Raw genomic sequence first — 16914 nt, 5'->3', positions numbered from 1 at the left:
CGGCCAGACTGGGCGATAGGGCCGGCAGCGCCTATACGCGACGGACGCCGGCGCCTAAAGAACTCAGTACGATGCGTTGACCCGCACTGACACCACCACCTATCAATCGTGCTTGATAGAAATCGTCTTCAACACCGTAAACCCGTAAAGCGCCTCAAAGCCCTTCTCACGCCCATGCCCGCTGGCTTTGACACCACCGAACGGCAGTTCGATCCCGCCCCCCGCCCCGTAGTTGTTGATAAAGACCTGCCCACTGCGCACCTTGCGAGCGATACGTAGCTGGCGCGCACCATCGCGAGTCCAGATACTGGCGGCCAGACCGTATTCCGTGGCGTTGGCAATACGCACTGCATCGGCCTCGTCATCGAACGGCATGGCGGCCAATACCGGACCGAAGACTTCCTCCTGTGCCAGACGATGATCGACCGGCACATCGCGCAGCAGCGTCGGAGCCTGGTAGTAGCCTTCAGCGGGCGCACCATCGGCAACTTTGCCCTGCGCAGCGGTAGCGATGCCGTCCTGCGCAGCAGCCTTGAGAAAGCCCTGCACGCGTTCCTGCTGCGTTTTGCGAATCAACGGACCGCAATCCAAGTCCATCGTCGCGGGCCCGGTACGCAGCGCCGAAAATGCCTGGGACAAGCGCTCGAGCACACGATCGTAGGCACTGCGTTCAATCAGCAGACGGCTGCCTGCCGAGCAGGTTTGCCCCGAGTTCTGCACGATGGCATTCACAGCCACCGGAATCAATGCGTCGATATCCGCGTCGCCGAACACGATCTGCGGTGACTTGCCGCCCAGCTCCAGCGTCACCGGCACATGGCGTTCCGCAGCGACCTGGGTGACCAGCACGCCGATGCGAGGCGAGCCCGTGAACGAGATGTGGTCAATGCCTGGGTGACGCGTCAACGCATCGCCTGCCTCATGACCATAGCCCGTGACGATATTGATCGCACCCGGCGGAAAGCCCACGTCGGCTGCCAGCTCAGCCAGGCGCAGCAGCGACAGGCACGCGTCTTCAGCGGGCTTGACGACGCAGGCATTGCCCGCTGCCAGCGCACCGCCCACGCTGCGGCCGAAAATCTGCAGCGGGTAGTTCCATGGCACCACGTGGCCAGTCACGCCATGCGGTTCGCGCAGCGTCAGTACGGTATAGCCGTTTTGATAGGGCAAGGTTTCACCGTGCAGCTTGTCTGCCGCACCGCCGTAGTACTCGAAATAGCGCGCCACGGCAGTGACGTCGGCGCGGGCTTGTTTGGTGGGCTTGCCGCAATCGCGCGATTCGATCTCGGTCAGTTCGTCGATGTGGTCGAGGATCTTCAGCGACAGTTTCAGCATCAGCCGGCCGCGTTCGGCCGCGGTGAGTTTGCCCCAGGCGCCTTCGTCGTAGGCCTTGCGCGCCGCGCGCACGGCGACGTCGATGTCGGCCGCATTGCCGCGCGGGATGGCGTCGTATTCCTGTCCCGTAGAGGGATCGATGACGGGAATGGTTTCGCCCGAGAGACCGGGTACGGAACGGTTATCAATGAAATGCTGCTTCATGCCTGAGAACCTCTAGTGTGTCGTTGCAGAAAATGCCGGCGGGTGGGTGCCGGGCAGCTAAAACAAAATGGATAAACCCCCGTCCACCGCCAGCACCTGGCCGTTGATGTACGAGGCGGCAGGCGATGCCAGGAATACGGCAGCGCCGGCGATTTCTTCGGGTTGGCCCCAACGTCCGGTCGGGTTGCGGGCGCAGATACGCTCGCTGATCGTGGGGTCCGCCACCATGGCGGCATTGGTTTCGGTGGCGAAGGTTCCGGGCGCGATGGCGTTGCTGGTGATGCCCATCGGACCGAATTCGACAGCCAGCGCGCGCATCATGCCGGTCAGCCCTTGCTTGGCCGCAGGATAGACGGCGTCTCCGGGACGTGCCAATTCGCCCGCCACCGATGTGATGGTGATGAGGCGGCCTGAACCTTGGCGCACCATGCGTTCGGCGGCGAGTTTGGCCAGCACCATGCCAGCGACCAGATCGGTATCGATCAATGCGCGGATTTCCGCTGCGGTAATGGCTTGCAGCGTTTTGCGGTTACGGGCGCCGACGTTGTTGACCAGGATGTCCAGGCGTCCATGTTCACGGTCGATGCGCTCGAATGCGCGGGCGACGGCTGCGTCGTCAGACACATCAAACGGCAGCGCCGATGCGGCCAGGCCTTGCTCGCGCAGCGTATGCGCTGCGGCCTCGGTGGCGTCGGCGCTACGGCCATTGATGAGGACATGCGCACCGCTACCGGCCATGGCGCGTGCCATGCACAGGCCCAGGCCACGCGCGGATCCCGTGATCAGGGCGACGTGGCCGGCCAGGGAAAAGCGTTGTAGATAAGCTTGGGAGGCAGTCGGGGTATTCATGGCTGGATATCAATCAATCGCGGAACTCGGGCGCCCAATGCAACAGTCTGCGCTCAATCCACGTCACAGCATAGACTAACGCAATACCGACGAGGGAAAGCAAGGTGACTGCGGCAAACATGTCGGTCGCGTTCAGCGTGGCCAAGGCGGTGACCATCAGATAGCCCATGCCCGTGGTGGATCCGACGAATTCGGCCAGTACGACGCCGATGAGCGCAAAGCTGATGGCGTTGGGCAGCGCGGCAAAGGTCCAGGCGGCGGCGGTGGGAACGCGGACGCGCCACAGGATCTGGCGCGGCGAACCGCCCAGCGTGCGGCAGAAATCGACGAGTTCGCGTTCGACGCTGCGCCCCCCTTTGTAGGTGTTGAAGAACACCAGAAAGAACACCACGAACCACGATGTCACGACTTTGGACGCCAGGCCCAATCCGAAAAACATGGTGATCAGGGGAACAAAGGCAATGCGCGGCATCGAGTTGAATGCCACGATAAACGGGTTGAACACATCCGCCAGCATGCGGCTGCGGCTGAGCACCATGCCGACGAGGAATCCGCTGCCCACACCGACGACGAGGCCTACCAGGGTGGCCTGCAGGGTCAGCCACAAGTGCGGCCAGACGGACCGGGGCCCCGGTTGCAGCCATTCCCACAATCGCACGGCGATGCGCGAGGGCTGACTGATGAAAAACGGGTCAAAGATGGTGTTCTGGGCGAACCAGGGGATACGGGTCAGGATTTCCCAGCCGCCGATGATGATGGCCAGGATCAGGATTTGCCACGCGGTAATGCGCAGCCGGCGGTGTACCTGAGCTCGCCGGTCTTCGCGCAGTTGGTCTTGCAGGGTGGAAACGTCGGAAGCAGTCATGGATATCAGAGCGGTCAGGCAGCCGTACGGAATTGCTCGCCCAGCACGCTCCAGAGGCTTTGCACGTGGGAGACGAACTGCGGGGTTTCACGCAACACAAAAACATCGCGCGGATGCGGAATCTGAATGCGTTCATCGAGCAGGACGTGGCTCGGCGGTCCCGACAGCACGATGACCCGATCCGAGAGTGTGATGGCTTCGTCGAGATCATGGGTGACCATGACGACGGTTTGGCCGAGCTTGCGCCAGATCTCGATGAGTTCGCGATGCAAGTGTGTTTTGGTATGCGTATCCAAGGCGCCGAAGGGCTCGTCGAGCAACAGGATACGGGGCTCGACGGCCAGGCTCATCAAGAGCGCGACGCGGCNGCGCATGCCNCCCGACAACTGGTGAGGATAGGCCTGAGCGAAAGCGCTGAGGTGGCCCAGTTCGAGCAGCCCGGCGACACGGCGATCGATCTCGGCCGCAGGCACGCCCAAAAATTTCAGGCCCAACGCGACGTTTTTGCGCACGTTGTACCAAGGCAGCAACGTGTCTTTCTGAAAGATGTAGCCCAGCGCTGGCGGTACTTGGCCATTGACGGGCGCCCCCGCTACGCGGATGGTGCCGGTCGTGGGCGGCAGGAAGCCCGCCATCATGTTCAGCAATGTGCTCTTGCCGCAACCGGAGGGTCCGACAATGGAAACAAATTCGCCTTCGGCAATGGACAGCGAGACGTTGCCTACGGCATGCACCGTGCCGCCGCGTGCCTGGTAGGCTTTACCGACGTTTATGAGTTCTATCATCCGCGGCTCCCGAGGACATCGCCGTGCAGGGTGCTGAAAAGCGGCATATCGCCGACGAGGTCCTCATACATGCGTTGAATATCCGGGGGCCTCATGGAACTTACGATGCTTTCCGGGCTTGCCGTACAAAGGACATGTCCACGCAGCTGGCGTAGGGGACTTTTTTCATTTCTTCGTTCGAGAATTGACGTCCGTCGCCCATGATGCCGGCCATCCGGTTGTAGGCGTCCTCGGTGATGAGGTTGTCTTTCAGGAAGACGGTTTCCTTGTAGATGCCCAGGGTTTTTTCGATAGCCGGACGGGGAAAGGCATGAAGGTAATCGTCGTAGATCGCGTCAGTCACGGCCTGTGCGCTGTTGGCGGTGATGAAGTCCTGCGCCTTGACCAGCGCCGTCACAAAGGCTTGTACGACTTCAGGGCGCTTTTGAATGGTGTCTTGCAGGGTCAGGGCAGCGATACCCGGGACGTCGCCCCCCATGAAGGCATTCCATGAGGCTTCGGTGGTGGCGTCGAAAATCGGTACGCCCCACCCTTCGGCTTGCGCCTGTTCCATCATGGACATGGTCGCCATGCTGGCCGATATCGAGCCGGTTTTCAGCGCGCCCAGCATGGTGGCCAGGTCCCCCAGGGGCCGAATGTCGACCTGGTCGGCGATGCCGGCCTGCTGCATCAGATAAACGGCCATGAGCCAGGTGCTGGATTGCGGTTGTGTTGCGCCAACGCGCTTGCCCGCCAGGTCTTTCAGGGTCTTGATTTTGCCGCTGTCGAAATCCTCGCGCCGTACGATGACATTGGCGTAGGTGAGTTTGCGGTCAAAGCCAAAGATCAGGCTGGCGGGCTTGCCGGCCAGTGTCAATGCCGGGGCGGCGGTCGCGGCCGTGGCGCCAAAGAGGATCTGCCCTGCCGCCAGCATTTGCATGGTCCGGGGACCGCTTTGCGAGTTCAGGTATTCGACATCCAGGCCGCCCTCGCCAAAATAGCCCTTCTTGAAGGCGACGTAAGCGGCGGCGAAGAAAGGATCAATGCTGCCCAGGCCAAACGCGGCCTTGCCGAGCGCAGCCCGGCTCAACGCCGGGGTGCCGAGCAGGCTCGTTCCCGCAAGCGCGGCGGAGCAGGCAAGAAAATGGCGGCGGGTGTAAGAACCCGATTTCAAGGGATAGCGCTGCATTGTCGTCCTGAAATGTTGTAGTGACACGGCTGTTTGAGGACAACGATACTGCAAATGTGCAAAGACCGTGGCGGACCACGGTCTTTGTCTGCCGGCGTACGGGCCATCCGGGTGTGGATAACTCGTGCGCCGTAAAAATGGCCGGCGGCGAACGACGCTGACTGAAGTGCGTCAATCGCTCCCGGGCCATAGGCTGGCGATCAGCTAGCGGTTTTCTTTACCGCTTTCTTTGCCGTGGCCTTTTTTGCTGCCGCTTTTTTGGGTGCAGCTTTCTTTGCGGCGGCTTTCGTGGCGGTTTTGGTCGCTGTCTTGCCGGCCGTTTTGCTCGCCGTTTTTGCCGGCGCGCGGCCGGGTTTGGCTGCGCGGGGCTCGAATTCAAAGCCGGTTTTGCCGTCGGGTTGGCGCACCAGGAACGCCTTGAATTTGCGGTTCGTGCGGCTGGAGACAAAGCCCTCGAGCAAATCGGTGCGGCCGTCGGTCAGCAGCTTGTGCATTTGATCCCGTGAGATCTCTTGCTGCAAGATGATTTTGCCCGAACGGAAATCGCAGGTCTTGTCGGGACCGACCGATTTCTCGCACACATAGCTCAGGCCATGCTCGAACACGCGCGAATTGCATTTGGGGCAGTTGCCGACCGGCGTATGGCCTGAGAAGTCGACGGCCTCGCTGTCTTCTTCGTCTTTTTGGCCAAAGTCGAATTCGAGTTTGTATTCGTCGCTGATACGCAGGATGGCGGCAAAGGGCCGGCCCATTTTGCTGATGAAACCCTGCAAGGGGCCGATCTCGCGTTTGGCGAGCAGTTCTTCGACCTCGGGTAACTCAAAGGTGCGGCCGCCGGGATGCTTGCCGATCGAGAATTCGCACTGAGTGCAAGCGTAACGGCGGTAGTTTTCCTTGACGACGCTGCCGCATTTCGGGCACGGGGTTTTCAGGGTGGCATAGTCGCCAGGCACCGTATCGCGCTCGTACTCTTTGGCACGCTTGACGATGATTTGGGTCATCTGCGCGATCTCGCGCATGAAGGCCTCGCGGCCCAATCCGCCCTGCTCGATCTGTTTGAGCTTGTGTTCCCATTCGCCGGTGAGTTCGGGCGAGGTCAATTCTGTGACGTCCAGTCCGGACAGCAACGTCATCAACTGGCGGGCCTTGGCGGTGGGCACCAGGTCGCGGCCCTCGCGGCGCAGGTAGCTTTCGCCCAACAGGCCTTCGATGATGCCTGCCCGCGTGGCCGGCGTGCCCAGGCCGCGCTCGGACATGGCTTCGCGCAGCTCTTCGTCGTCCACGAGTTTGCCGGCGCCTTCCATGGCGGACAGCAGCGTGGCTTCGTTGTAGCGGGCCGGCGGTTTAGTCGACAGACCGATTGCCTCGACGTCTTCGGTGCGGACGGTTTCGTTGTCGGCGACAGGGACCAGGTTGGCGTCTTCACCCTGGGCTTCTTTGCCATAGACAGCCAGCCAGCCCGGCGCGACCAGTACCTTGCCATCGGTCTTGAAGCGATGGCCCTGGACTTCGGTGATACGGGTGGTGACACGGTATTCGGCCGCGGGGAAAAACACCGCCAGGAAACGCTTGAGCACCAGATCGTACAGTTTGCCTTCGGCCTCGCTGAGATCGTGCGGGATCTGCAGTGTGGGGATGATGGCAAAGTGATCCGACACCTTTTTGTTGTCGAAGATACGGCGGTTGGGTTTGATCCAGTTTTGCGTGACCACGGTGTCGGCGTGGCGCGACAGCTGTCCCACGGCGTTGGAGCCGCCCTTGGCCAGCGCCTGCATGGTGTCGCGCACGGTGCCCAGGTAGTCTTCGGGCAGATAGCGCGAATCGGTACGCGGGTAGGTCAAGGCCTTGTGGCGTTCGTACAGCGTCTGGGCCAGCGCCAGGGTGGTCTTGGCAGAGAAACCGAAACGGCCGTTGGCCTCACGCTGCAACGACGTCAGGTCGTACAGGGCTGGCGACATCTGGGTCGAGGGCTTGGATTCCTCGGTGACGGTGCCAGGCTGTTCGCGGCAAGCCGCTACGACGCTCTGGGCGGCGGCCTGTGACCAGAGGCGCGATTCGCGTTTTTCGGGATCGCGTTCGTCTTTCTTGAAATCCGGATCGATCCAGCGGCCCTGGTAGAGCCCGGCAGCGGCGACAAAGGTGGCGTGGACTTCCCAGTAGTCGCGCGGCACGAAACTGCGGATGCGTTCCTCGCGCTCGGCCACGATGGCCAGCGTGGGGGTCTGCACACGGCCCACGGGGGTTTTGAAGAAGCCGCCGTCCTTGCTGTTGAAGGCCGTCATGGCGCGGGTGCCGTTGATGCCCACCAGCCAGTCAGCCTCGGCGCGCGAGCGCGCGGCAGCCTCCAGTGGCTTGAGCTGGGCGTCATCGCGCAGGTTCGAAAAGGCCTCGCGGATGGCAGCCTGGGTCATGGACTGCAGCCAGAGCCGTTTAATGGGCTTTTTGACCCCCGCGTACTGGATGATGTAGCGAAAGATGAGTTCGCCCTCACGTCCGGCGTCGCAGGCGTTGATGAGGCTGTCCACGTCTTTGCGCTTGGCCAGCTTGACCAGCAGTTTGAGGCGTTCGGCCGATTTCTTGTCGGCAGGGCCGAGTTCGAATTCAGGCGGAATGACGGGCAGGTGCGTGAAGCTCCATTTTCCCTTGACGGGATCATTGGGTGCGACCAAGCCCAGCAAATGTCCGATACTGGAAGCCAGTACGTAACGTTCGCTTTCAAAATAGTCACCCTCGCGCGCGAAGCCTCCGAGGGCGCGGGAGATATCAAGGGCGACCGAGGGTTTCTCGGCAATAATCAGCGTTTTGCTCATGGGTATCCATTGGCGGTAGACCCGCCGGTGTAGCGCGGATAATACGAGGGGAGATTCGCCGCATGCAAGTCAAGCCGGAAATTAAGGTGGGATCGGAATTGCACGCTTGGCGTCAATTTTTGTCTCGCGGCACCCTGTGGCTGGGCATTTGGCTGCTCGGGAGTGCGGTAATTTGCGGGGTGGCGGCCAATTGGGAGGCGCTGTCAAAAACCCAGCGTTTCGCGGGGGCGCAGGTCCTGTTGGCAGTCTGCGTGGTGGCGGCCGCCTGGCTCGGCTGGCGGCTGCGTGCGGCTGACGGCGCCCGCCGGTACGGGCCCGATGCCCTGCTGGCGCTTGCCGGGCTGCTGCTGGGTGCGCTGTTGGCCTTGCTGGGGCAGACGTATCAAACGGGGGCCGATACCTGGGAGCTTTTCGCCTGGTGGGGAATGCTGCTGCTGCCCTGGGCGCTGGTGGCCATGAGTCAGGCGGTATGGCTGCTGTGGCTGGTGGTCGTCAATATTGCCATGGTGCTCTACGTGCAAGAGGGCAGCATGTTTCTGTGGATTCTGGCGCCTGCTCAGCAGATGGTGGCAGTGGCGGTCGTGAATCTGCTGTTCCTGGCCGGCTGGGAGGCCGCCAGTTGGCGCTGGCGCGCCAGTACGGTACTGGGACCCAGGGTGCTCGTGGCATGGATTCTCAGCCTGCTCGGGATCGCGATGTTTTTTGATTACGCGCCGTTGTATGGGCTGGGGTCCAGCGCGGGGCTGCTCTGGATCCTGACGACGCTGGGGCTCGGCTACTACTACCAACATGTGCGCCGTGACCTGGTCATTCTGGCCCTGCTGGCAGCGGGTGTTATCGGGATGTCGCTACGGGTCGTCGGTGAGCTGCTGGTGGAGATCGCCAACGATTTCTGGGCGGCATTGCCCCTGGCGGCCCTGCTGATAGGCGAGGCCGTGATGGCGGCTGGATGGTTGCGCCGTCTGGCAGCACGGCCGGCACCCGTGTGGCCGCCGTCGGGGGCTGCGGTTGACGATGCTGTGTTACAAGGGCAGGCGGCGACCACGGCAAGTCATTCGCACGGCGTATCGGCGGGCGATACCGGGCAGACGGCCAGGGCATCACAGCTCGAGGCCGCCGGGCATGATGCGAGAGTGCTGGCAGATGACGCTCGCGCAACCAGTGCGCGGGTGCAGCCGGCCGGCATGCCCCATCAGGCGAATCCTCCCTGGTATGTGCAAGGACTGTTGGCCTTGAGCGCATGGCTGGCGACGCTGTTGCTGCTGTTGTTTGTGGTGGCCTCGGAGTTGATTGACTCCGGTACGGGCGCGAAGATTGCCGGGGTGGTGCTGTGTGCGCTGGCCGTGGGCGGGTTGCGTGTTCCGGCGGGGCTGTTCTGGCGGCAGTGTCTGACCGCGGTGGGATTTGCGGGCCAGCTGTTGGTGTTTTTCGGCCTGCTCTATCCTGACTCGTCTTCCTATTTTGATTCCGGCACGTGGTTCTATGTTCTAGTGCTGGGGGTTGTGGTGTATGCGTTGGGTGCCGAGACGCTGTTGCGCTTCTTGAGCGCGGGCATGATGGCCATGGCGCTGGCGGGATTGATCGTGCAGTATCTGGTGCCCGGGTTTATGCAGGCTGACGGGATGTGGGAATGGCTGGACTACGAGGCCATTGGCGCGACGAGGGTGTGGCTGCCCGTGGCAGTGGCTGGCGCCTGGACGGCGGCGATTGCGTTTTTCCTGAGCTACGCCCCTGCGCTGGGCCTGTTTCGCGGGCAGCCGGGCACGCTGCCAGGACCGGTTGATAGCAAAGGCGAAGCATCCGTTGGCGACGTCGTGCCCGGTGGGGATCCCGTTGCTTTCGACGCACCGGTGCATGCCAGGTTCGAGGCCTTGAAACCGTTGGCTTGGGCTTTCGCATTGGCAGTGCAGACCATGGTGTGGCTGGCGGGCGGCGTGTCATTGATGCGATGGCCCGCCTTGTGGCGTGCAGACGCGTTTGTGGCGCTGATCATGGTTCTGGGGGTACTGCTGCCGGTGGCGTGCGCGTGGGCGGTGCTGTGGCCGCGTCGCCGCGTGTTGACTTCGGGTGTGGTGTGGGGTGTGCCGCTGGGGCTGTTGGCGTTGGCGCTATTTTGGCTGCCCAGTCCGGGTGTGGCGTTCGCACTGGCCTGGATGTTGCTGGGCTTCGGGTTGCGTGAACCGCGCTTGACGATGGTGGGCGGTCTGAGCTTGCTGGTGTATCTGTTGGTGTACTACTACCAATTGGAAATCCCGCTGCTCGATAAGGCATTCTGGCTAGGCGGCGCTGCGTTGCTGTTATTCGTCCTGCGTGCGCTGGTGTATCTGGTGCCCCGCTGGATGAAGACGATCGAATTGCCTGAGGTGACCCTCCCTGCCCCTGTGACATCGGCATTGCGCTGGCGTACAGCGGTGGTGTTGGGCGGGCTGATCCTGGTGCTGGCGGTGGTTAACCACACGATCTGGCAACGAGAGACCCTGCTCACTCAGGGGCGAGTCGTCGTTCTTCAGTTGGCGCCAGTCGATCCGCGTTCGTTGATGCAGGGCGACTACATGGCGCTGAATTTTGCGGTAGGTGATCAGTTGCGGCCCAGTTTCGATCCCGATGGGGTCGCCAAGCGGCCTACCGATGGTTATGTGGTGTTAGTGCCGGACGGCGATGGCGTGGCGCAACGGGTTCGGACGCAAGCCGATGCACAACCGGTTGCGGGTAACGAAATTGCATTGCGCTATCGCATCCGCGATCGCGACGTGCGGATTGTCACGAACGCGTATTTCTTTCCGGAAGGCCAGGCCGATCGCTATGCGCGGGCGCGTTACGGTGAAATACGGGTGGGCGACGATGGGACGGGATTGTTGGTGCGCATGCTGGGCGAGGATCGTCAGCCGCTGTAGGGAAAGCGTCGGGCCCATTGCGGGATCGCTTGGGCGAGAAACATTTCCGGTGTGCTTGCGGCGATGGGGGCAAAGCCCAGCGCCTGCCAAGCCTGCGTCAGCATCGCCAAAGGCTGCGCCGTATCCAGCGGCGCGGCGCCATTCTGTTTGGACAATTTGAGGCCGCTGTCGGGGTCGGTGATCAACGGCACATGCATGACACGCGGAGGTACGGCACCCAACAGGCGGGCCAGGATGCGTTGACGGGCCGTGGAACTGAGCAGATCGGCGCCTCGCACGATATCGGTGATGCCTTGCTCGGCGTCGTCCACGACGACGGCCAATTGATATGCCCACAGGCCATCCGCTCGGCGCAGAACGAAATCGCCCACTGCCAGTGCGACATTTTGCTGCTGAGGGCCCAGCCAGCGGTCGATAAAGGTTTCGGTGCCTTCGGGTACACGGAGCCGCCAGGCACGCGCTTGGCGGCCTGGCGGCAGGCCATGACGGCAGGTTCCGGGATAGGGGCGTTCCCCGTCTAGCGCCGGCAAGGTCCCGCGCAACGCGGAGTCCGCGATTTCCCGGCGGGTGCAACCGCAACCGTAGACCAGTCCACGCGCTGCCAGCGCGTCAAAAGCCTGTTGATAAGTGTTGTTGCGTTGAGATTGCCACAGGATATCCCCATCCCAATGCAGGCCCATGGCGCGCAGCTGGCTCATGATGGTCTGCGCGGCGCCGGGGACGGTGCGAGGCGTGTCGACGTCTTCGATGCGCAGCAGCCAGCGCCCAGTCTGGGCGCGCGCGTCCAGCCAGCTGGCCAAGGCTGCGACTAGCGAGCCCAGGTGCAGAGGCCCGCTGGGGCTGGGGGCAAAGCGGCCGACGTAGCGCACGGCTCAGTGGAGCCGGCGTGCACCGTCGTCGTCGAGCAGCTCTTCCAGGACCAGGTTGTCGATGTCGGCTTCCTGGCTCCAGAGCACCATCAGCGCGATGATTTTGATCTTGGCCAGTGGTACCGGGGTTTCGGGGGCGGCCAGTGCACGGTCGATGACGATTTCGCGCAAGGGGGCGGGCAGGACGCCGGCTGATTCGAGAAAGGCGATGAAGCCGATGGACTCGGACCCCAGTTGCCGGTATTCGGAGTCAGCGTAGATGCGCGTGCCGGTGCTGGGCACCTGGGCCAGATCGACGCAGCGTTCGGTGGTTTCCGCCAGACCATATAGCCAACCCAGGGCGTCGTCTATGTCGTCGTGCTCGAAGCCGGCCGCAGCGAGGCGTTTGGCCAGGATGTCAGCCGCGGGACAGGCTTGCGGCGTGTAGTAGTTTTCGAACAAATAAACGAGGATATCGAACATATGGCGCAAAGTAGTGCCTGTTTGCCCAGTCGGCCCGCATATCGGCAAACCAGCAAACGTGAATTTAAATGTACGCTGAATTGTCATTGGGGGCAACTTGAGGGGTTCAGGGCGTTTTTTTATTGCCACGGTGGGGGAAAAAGGGTGCGCCGGCCGCGGGGTTTTTGAGACGCCGACGCGGGTCGTGGCACTTTGCACTATGGGAGGGTCACGTCACCGGTAGTACCTTGTCGGTTCTTTCGGCCTTTAGCTGCGCCAGTTGGCGGATGAATACCGGGATGCAGATAGCCAGGCCCACAATGCCGCTGGTAAAGCCCGGAATGATGGTCAGCAGCGCGCCGATAATGCATAACCAACGTTCCCACGATTTCATGCTGACCAGCATGTAGCGCGAAAAGGCGGCCGACAACAATACCAGGCCGATCATGCAGCCTATCAGCGTTTCCAGGAAGGCAAACCACGTGAAGCCTTGCACCGAGATCAGCAGCGACGGGGAAAAGACGAACACAAAGGGCACGATCAATTTGGTAATGCCCAACCTGAAGGCGGTGACGCTTGTTCGCAATGGATCGCTGCCCGCCATGCCCGCTGCGGCATAGGCGGCGAGTGCGACAGGCGGGGTGATGTCTGCCAGGATGCCGAAATAGAACACGAAGAAGTGCGCGGCAATCGGCTGAACGCCTAGTTGCACCAGGATGGGCGCGGCGATGGCGACCATGATGAGGTAGTTGGCGGTGGTGGGCACACCGCAACCCATCAGCACGCACACGATGCCGGTCATGACGAGGGCGGCCATCAGGGTCAGGGTTTGTGCCGACGCCAGGAATTCCGGAATGACGGAATGCAGACCGCCCGAGATGAACTGGGCTGCCGAGATCACGATGTACGACACCTTGAAGCCCACGCCCGTCAGGGTGACGACACCGATGACCAGTCCCACTGTGCCTGCGGCTGCACCGACTGCCAACGCGTATTTGGCGCCGGTTTCGAAGGAGTCGTACAGGTCGCGCCATTTCAGGCGTTGGAGCGGGTTGAGCAGGCCTACCAGGATGCATCCTGTGATGCCGGCGAACGCGGCCAGATAAGGGGTGCGGCCGCTGGCCAATACCGAGATCAGGGCAATGAGAGGCAGCAGGGTCGGCCAACGGCGCTTGAACGAGTCGCGCAGATTGGGCATTTCGTCCTCCCGCAAGCCGCGCAATCCCTCACGCTTTGCCTCGAAGTGCACCTGCATGAACATGCCAAAGAAATACAGAAAGGCCGGACAGATACCGGCCATGATGATCTGTTGATACGGGATGTCCAGAAATTCGATCATCAGGAAAGCCGCGGCTCCCATGATGGGTGGCGTGATCTGTCCGCCGGTGCTGGACGCGGCTTCGACGCCCGCAGCGAAGTGGCGCGGATAGCCGATACGGATCATGGCCGGGATGGTGAGCGATCCTACGGTGACGGCATTGGCGACCGATGAGCCCGACAGCATGCCGAACATGGCCGAGCCAAAGACGGAAACTTTGGCAGGACCTCCGGCATAACGGCCCGCGATGGCCGAGGCGACGTCCAGAAATAATTGCCCCAGGCCGATACGGCTGGCCAGCACACCGAACAGCACAAAGTGAAAGACGTAGGTGGCGACCACGCCTACGGCGACACCATAAATGCCCTGGCTGGTCAGGTACATGTGGTTGACGATCTGCGGCCAGGTATTGCCAGCGTGCTTGAGCAGGCCGGGAAACCAGGGTCCGAATGCAGCGTAGGCGAGAAACACCAGCGCGATGATGGGCAAGGGCCAGCCCATGGCGCGGCGCGTGCCCTCCAGCAGGCCGATGATCAAGACGGAACCCATGAATACATCCATCGGCAGCGGGTTGCCGACGCGGAACGCCAGGTCTTCGAAGATGTACGGGATGTACAGCACGCTGAGGGCCAGCACGATGGCGATGATCCAGTCGTACAACGGCACGCCGCCCGGCGATAGCAGCGTCGAACGGGGCTCGCGCTGATAATGCGATTTGCTGAAACCGAACACGAGGAAAATCAGGCTCAGCACAAAGGCCAGGTGCACACCGCGGTGCGTGGCCTCGCGCAACAGGCCAAATCCTGCCGTGTAATAGTGAAATATCGACAGCGATACGAGCAGGACCGACACGATCGCGGTGGCGGTTTTGGCCAGTGGCCGGAAGCGGATTTCGGAATCGAATTTTTCCGCGAGTTGCTGGGTTTTATCGTGATCGATTTCCATCGCCAGGCCTGTCAAAAGAAACGCAGCGCGCCGGGGTGCGTTCCGGCGCGCTGAGAGAGATACTGCAAGCGATACGGCTTACTTCAGCAGGCCGGCTTCTTTGTAGAATTTTTCGGCGCCCGGATGGAACGGGATGCCAGCGCCTTTGACGGCGTTTTCCTTGGTGATCAATTTGCCTTTGGCGTGACCGTTGTCGAGCACTTTACGGGTTTCCGCGCTGTAGAGGGCTTTGGTGATGTCGTAGATGGTCTCGTCGGACAGTTTGGCGGACGTCACCATTTGCGCATTGACGGAGATGGTCTTGATCTCGCCCACGCCTTGGTACATGCCGGCGGCGATGGTGTCGGGCGTGAAGAACTCTTGTTCGCTGCGCAGTTTGTCGATCTCGGGGCCGACCAGAGGGACGAGCTCGATGCCTGCGCCGCTGGAAGCCAGTTCCGCGATCGCACCGGCGGGTGCGCCACCTACAAAGAAGAATGCGTCCAGGCCTCCGTCACGGATCTTGTCGCCGGCTTGGTTCGGCTTCAGGTATTCGGCTTTGATGTCCTTGTCGGTCATCCCGTACGCCCCGAGAATCAGGCGAACGTCTACCAAGGTGCCCGAGCCGGGCTCGTCCATCGAGACACGCTTGCCGCGCAGATCGGCGACGGACTTGATGCCGGAGCCCTTGCGTGCCACGAGGTGGATGCTTTCGGGATAGAGGGTAGCGATCAAGCGCAGATTTTCGGCCTTGGGTTTGCCGTCGAACGTCCCTGTGCCGGTATAGGCCCAATAAGCGACGTCGGATTGCGTGAAGCCGGCTTCGAGCGAGCCGCCCAGGATGCCGTTGATGTTGGCGACTGAACCATTCGAGGCAACCGCCGTCGCGATGAGCTTGCCGGGTTGCGAAATCGCGTTGGCGATCATGCCGCCGACAGGATAGTAGGTTCCCGCAGTGCCGCCGGTACCGATGCGGAAAAATTGCTGTGCGTGCACAGTCCCGACACTGCCGGCAACGGCCAACGCGAGAGTCAGGGTCTTGATCCAGTTTTTCAACGACATGAAGCTTCTCCAGGTGCGGGTGTTTTCGATCCCCACGCGATTTTGTCACGGGGGTGATTCCAGGAGGCATAGGGTTTGCCTGGGGGATACACTATGTGCTTGTCCAGTACGCCAGATCCGATGGCGTGCATGTTCGTTCGAAAAGGAAACGCGCATCCATGGCCGCCATCCCTGCCGCCCCGATTTTGACGTTGCCGCCAGCCGCAGTGCCAGGCGATTTGCTCGCGCACGTCGACACGCCCAGCCTGGTGCTGGATCTGGATGCGTTCGAATCGAATCTGCGTGCGATGCAGGCCTGGGCGGATCGTCATGGCGTGAACCTGCGGCCGCACGGCAAGGCCCACAAATGCCCGGAGGTCGCGCGGCGTCAGATCGCATTGGGTGCGCGCGGGATCTGCTGCCAAAAGGTCAGCGAAGCACTGCCGTTTGTCGAGGCAGGTATTGACGACATCCATATCAGTAACGAGGTCGTGGGTCCGGCCAAGCTGGCCCTGCTGGCGCAATTGGCCCGTGTGGCGCGTGTCAGCGTATGCGTAGATGATGCAGGGAATTTGGCCGATATCTCGGCCGCCATGGTGCAGGCCCAGGCAGAGGTCGAGGTGTTGGTCGAGGTCGATGTCGGCCAAGGGCGTTGCGGCGTGTCGAATGCAGCCTTGGTGTTGGCACTGGCACAACAGGCTCAAACCCTGCCTGGCGTGAGTTTTGGCGGCCTGCAGGCCTATCATGGCTCGGTGCAGCACGTGCGTAGTCATGGCGAGCGGGCAGCGGTGGCGGCTCGGGCCGCACAGACTGCCGCAGACTATGCCAACCATCTGCGCGCGGCGGGCATCGCCTGTGATCGCATTACCGGTGCAGGGACCGGCAGCGCCGAGTTTGATGCCGCTTCGGGCGTCTACACCGAGTTGCAAGCGGGTTCGTACGCGTTCATGGACGGCGACTATGGTGCGAACGACTGGTCTGATGCGTTGGCTTTTCGCAACAGTCTGTTTTTGCTCACCACGGTGATGAGTATGCCCGCCGCCGACCGTGTGATCGTGGATGCGGGCCTGAAATCGACGACCGTGGAGTGTGGTTTGCCCCGGATCGCGGAATCAGTCGGGTTGCAATACACGGCCGCGAATGATGAGCACGGCGTGTTAAAGACGCTTCAGGCCGCATCGATCCCTCAGGGTCCAGGCGCCAAATCGGCCTCGGATGAGGCGTATTCCCAGGGGACAGGCGTGCGTCTGGGCGACACGCTCCGTCTGATCCCGTCTCACGTGGACCCGACATTCAATCTGCATGACCAGCTCGTGACCTACCGCAACGGCGTGGTCGAGGGCGTGTGGGATATCGCTGCCCGAGGGTTGAGCCGATAACGTACAGGCGGGGGGCACCGGCCCGTCTATGT

General features: G+C 62.0%; 12 protein-coding genes and 1 pseudogene. 2 read left to right on the top strand and 11 right to left on the bottom strand.

Translation table 11 applies throughout. From position 1 onward, the window contains the following. Positions 1-102: 102 nt before the first annotated feature. From ACNA0I_RS04365 to ACNA0I_RS04335, 7 genes and pseudogenes are all read right to left on the bottom strand, one after another. On the bottom strand, positions 103-1539 hold the full coding sequence (locus ACNA0I_RS04365; protein WP_415804811.1) for an aldehyde dehydrogenase family protein: 1437 nt from the start codon (positions 1537-1539) through the stop codon (positions 103-105). A 57-nt stretch (positions 1540-1596) separates the two neighbouring features. Then, positions 1597-2388, bottom strand: a complete 792-nt coding sequence (locus tag ACNA0I_RS04360; RefSeq protein ID WP_415804810.1) for an SDR family oxidoreductase — start codon at positions 2386-2388, stop codon at positions 1597-1599. Between the two features lie 13 nt (positions 2389-2401). Beyond that, positions 2402-3253 (bottom strand): ABC transporter permease, encoded by an 852-nt coding sequence (locus ACNA0I_RS04355; protein ID WP_415804809.1) that lies wholly within the window; start codon positions 3251-3253, stop codon positions 2402-2404. A 14-nt stretch (positions 3254-3267) separates the two neighbouring features. Next, positions 3268-3620, bottom strand: a pseudogene (locus ACNA0I_RS04350) (ABC transporter ATP-binding protein); the annotation flags it as partial. An 11-nt stretch (positions 3621-3631) separates the two neighbouring features. Next, a partial coding sequence (locus ACNA0I_RS04345; RefSeq protein WP_415804808.1) for an ATP-binding cassette domain-containing protein occupies positions 3632-4038 on the bottom strand: 407 nt, incomplete at its 3' end. 100 nt (positions 4039-4138) lie between these two features. Continuing rightward, positions 4139-5206: an ABC transporter substrate-binding protein gene (locus tag ACNA0I_RS04340; protein ID WP_415804807.1), complete on the bottom strand. Its 1068-nt coding sequence runs from the start codon at positions 5204-5206 to the stop codon at positions 4139-4141. Between the two features lie 200 nt (positions 5207-5406). Beyond that, complete coding sequence (locus tag ACNA0I_RS04335) at positions 5407-8016, bottom strand: DNA topoisomerase III (protein ID WP_415804806.1); 2610 nt, start codon at positions 8014-8016, stop codon at positions 5407-5409. 62 nt (positions 8017-8078) lie between these two features. Between ACNA0I_RS04335 and ACNA0I_RS04330 the strand changes: the two genes are divergently transcribed. Then, complete coding sequence (locus ACNA0I_RS04330; protein ID WP_415804805.1) at positions 8079-10910, top strand: GDYXXLXY domain-containing protein; 2832 nt, start codon at positions 8079-8081, stop codon at positions 10908-10910. Here ACNA0I_RS04330 and gluQRS read toward each other — a convergent pair. The 4 genes from gluQRS to ACNA0I_RS04310 form a co-directional block, all read right to left on the bottom strand. After that, positions 10898-11779: a tRNA glutamyl-Q(34) synthetase GluQRS gene (gluQRS, locus tag ACNA0I_RS04325; RefSeq protein ID WP_415804804.1), complete on the bottom strand. Its 882-nt coding sequence runs from the start codon at positions 11777-11779 to the stop codon at positions 10898-10900. The genes ACNA0I_RS04330 and gluQRS overlap by 13 nt on opposite strands. A 3-nt stretch (positions 11780-11782) precedes the next feature. After that, positions 11783-12241, bottom strand: a complete 459-nt coding sequence (locus ACNA0I_RS04320) for a Smg family protein (protein ID WP_094824010.1) — start codon at positions 12239-12241, stop codon at positions 11783-11785. Positions 12242-12449: 208 nt separating this feature from the next. Next, positions 12450-14483: a TRAP transporter permease gene (locus tag ACNA0I_RS04315; RefSeq protein WP_415804803.1), complete on the bottom strand. Its 2034-nt coding sequence runs from the start codon at positions 14481-14483 to the stop codon at positions 12450-12452. 78 nt (positions 14484-14561) lie between these two features. After that, on the bottom strand, positions 14562-15524 hold the full coding sequence (locus tag ACNA0I_RS04310) for a TAXI family TRAP transporter solute-binding subunit (RefSeq protein WP_415804802.1): 963 nt from the start codon (positions 15522-15524) through the stop codon (positions 14562-14564). Between the two features lie 158 nt (positions 15525-15682). Here ACNA0I_RS04310 and ACNA0I_RS04305 point away from each other — a divergent pair, with 158 nt between their 5' ends. Next, complete coding sequence (locus tag ACNA0I_RS04305; protein ID WP_415804801.1) at positions 15683-16882, top strand: DSD1 family PLP-dependent enzyme; 1200 nt, start codon at positions 15683-15685, stop codon at positions 16880-16882. Positions 16883-16914 lie beyond the last annotated feature (32 nt).

Origin of the sequence: Bordetella muralis, assembly GCF_965139205.1 — a bacterium.
GTDB lineage: Bacteria > Pseudomonadota > Gammaproteobacteria > Burkholderiales > Burkholderiaceae_B > Bordetella_A > Bordetella_A muralis.
Note: the sequence above shows the minus strand (reverse complement) of the source record. Positions and strands in the feature narration are given on the sequence as shown.

Coding starts and splice junctions, on each gene's coding strand:
- ACNA0I_RS04320 (WP_094824010.1), bottom strand. CDS start 12,241: ATGTTCGATATCCTCGTTTATTTGTTCGAAAACTACTACACGCCGCAA.
- ACNA0I_RS04335 (WP_415804806.1), bottom strand. CDS start 8,016: ATGAGCAAAACGCTGATTATTGCCGAGAAACCCTCGGTCGCCCTTGAT.
- ACNA0I_RS04365 (WP_415804811.1), bottom strand. CDS start 1,539: ATGAAGCAGCATTTCATTGATAACCGTTCCGTACCCGGTCTCTCGGGC.
- ACNA0I_RS04315 (WP_415804803.1), bottom strand. CDS start 14,483: ATGGAAATCGATCACGATAAAACCCAGCAACTCGCGGAAAAATTCGAT.
- ACNA0I_RS04340 (WP_415804807.1), bottom strand. CDS start 5,206: ATGCAGCGCTATCCCTTGAAATCGGGTTCTTACACCCGCCGCCATTTT.
- ACNA0I_RS04355 (WP_415804809.1), bottom strand. CDS start 3,253: ATGACTGCTTCCGACGTTTCCACCCTGCAAGACCAACTGCGCGAAGAC.
- ACNA0I_RS04305 (WP_415804801.1), top strand. CDS start 15,683: ATGGCCGCCATCCCTGCCGCCCCGATTTTGACGTTGCCGCCAGCCGCA.
- ACNA0I_RS04330 (WP_415804805.1), top strand. CDS start 8,079: ATGCAAGTCAAGCCGGAAATTAAGGTGGGATCGGAATTGCACGCTTGG.
- ACNA0I_RS04310 (WP_415804802.1), bottom strand. CDS start 15,524: ATGTCGTTGAAAAACTGGATCAAGACCCTGACTCTCGCGTTGGCCGTT.
- ACNA0I_RS04360 (WP_415804810.1), bottom strand. CDS start 2,388: ATGAATACCCCGACTGCCTCCCAAGCTTATCTACAACGCTTTTCCCTG.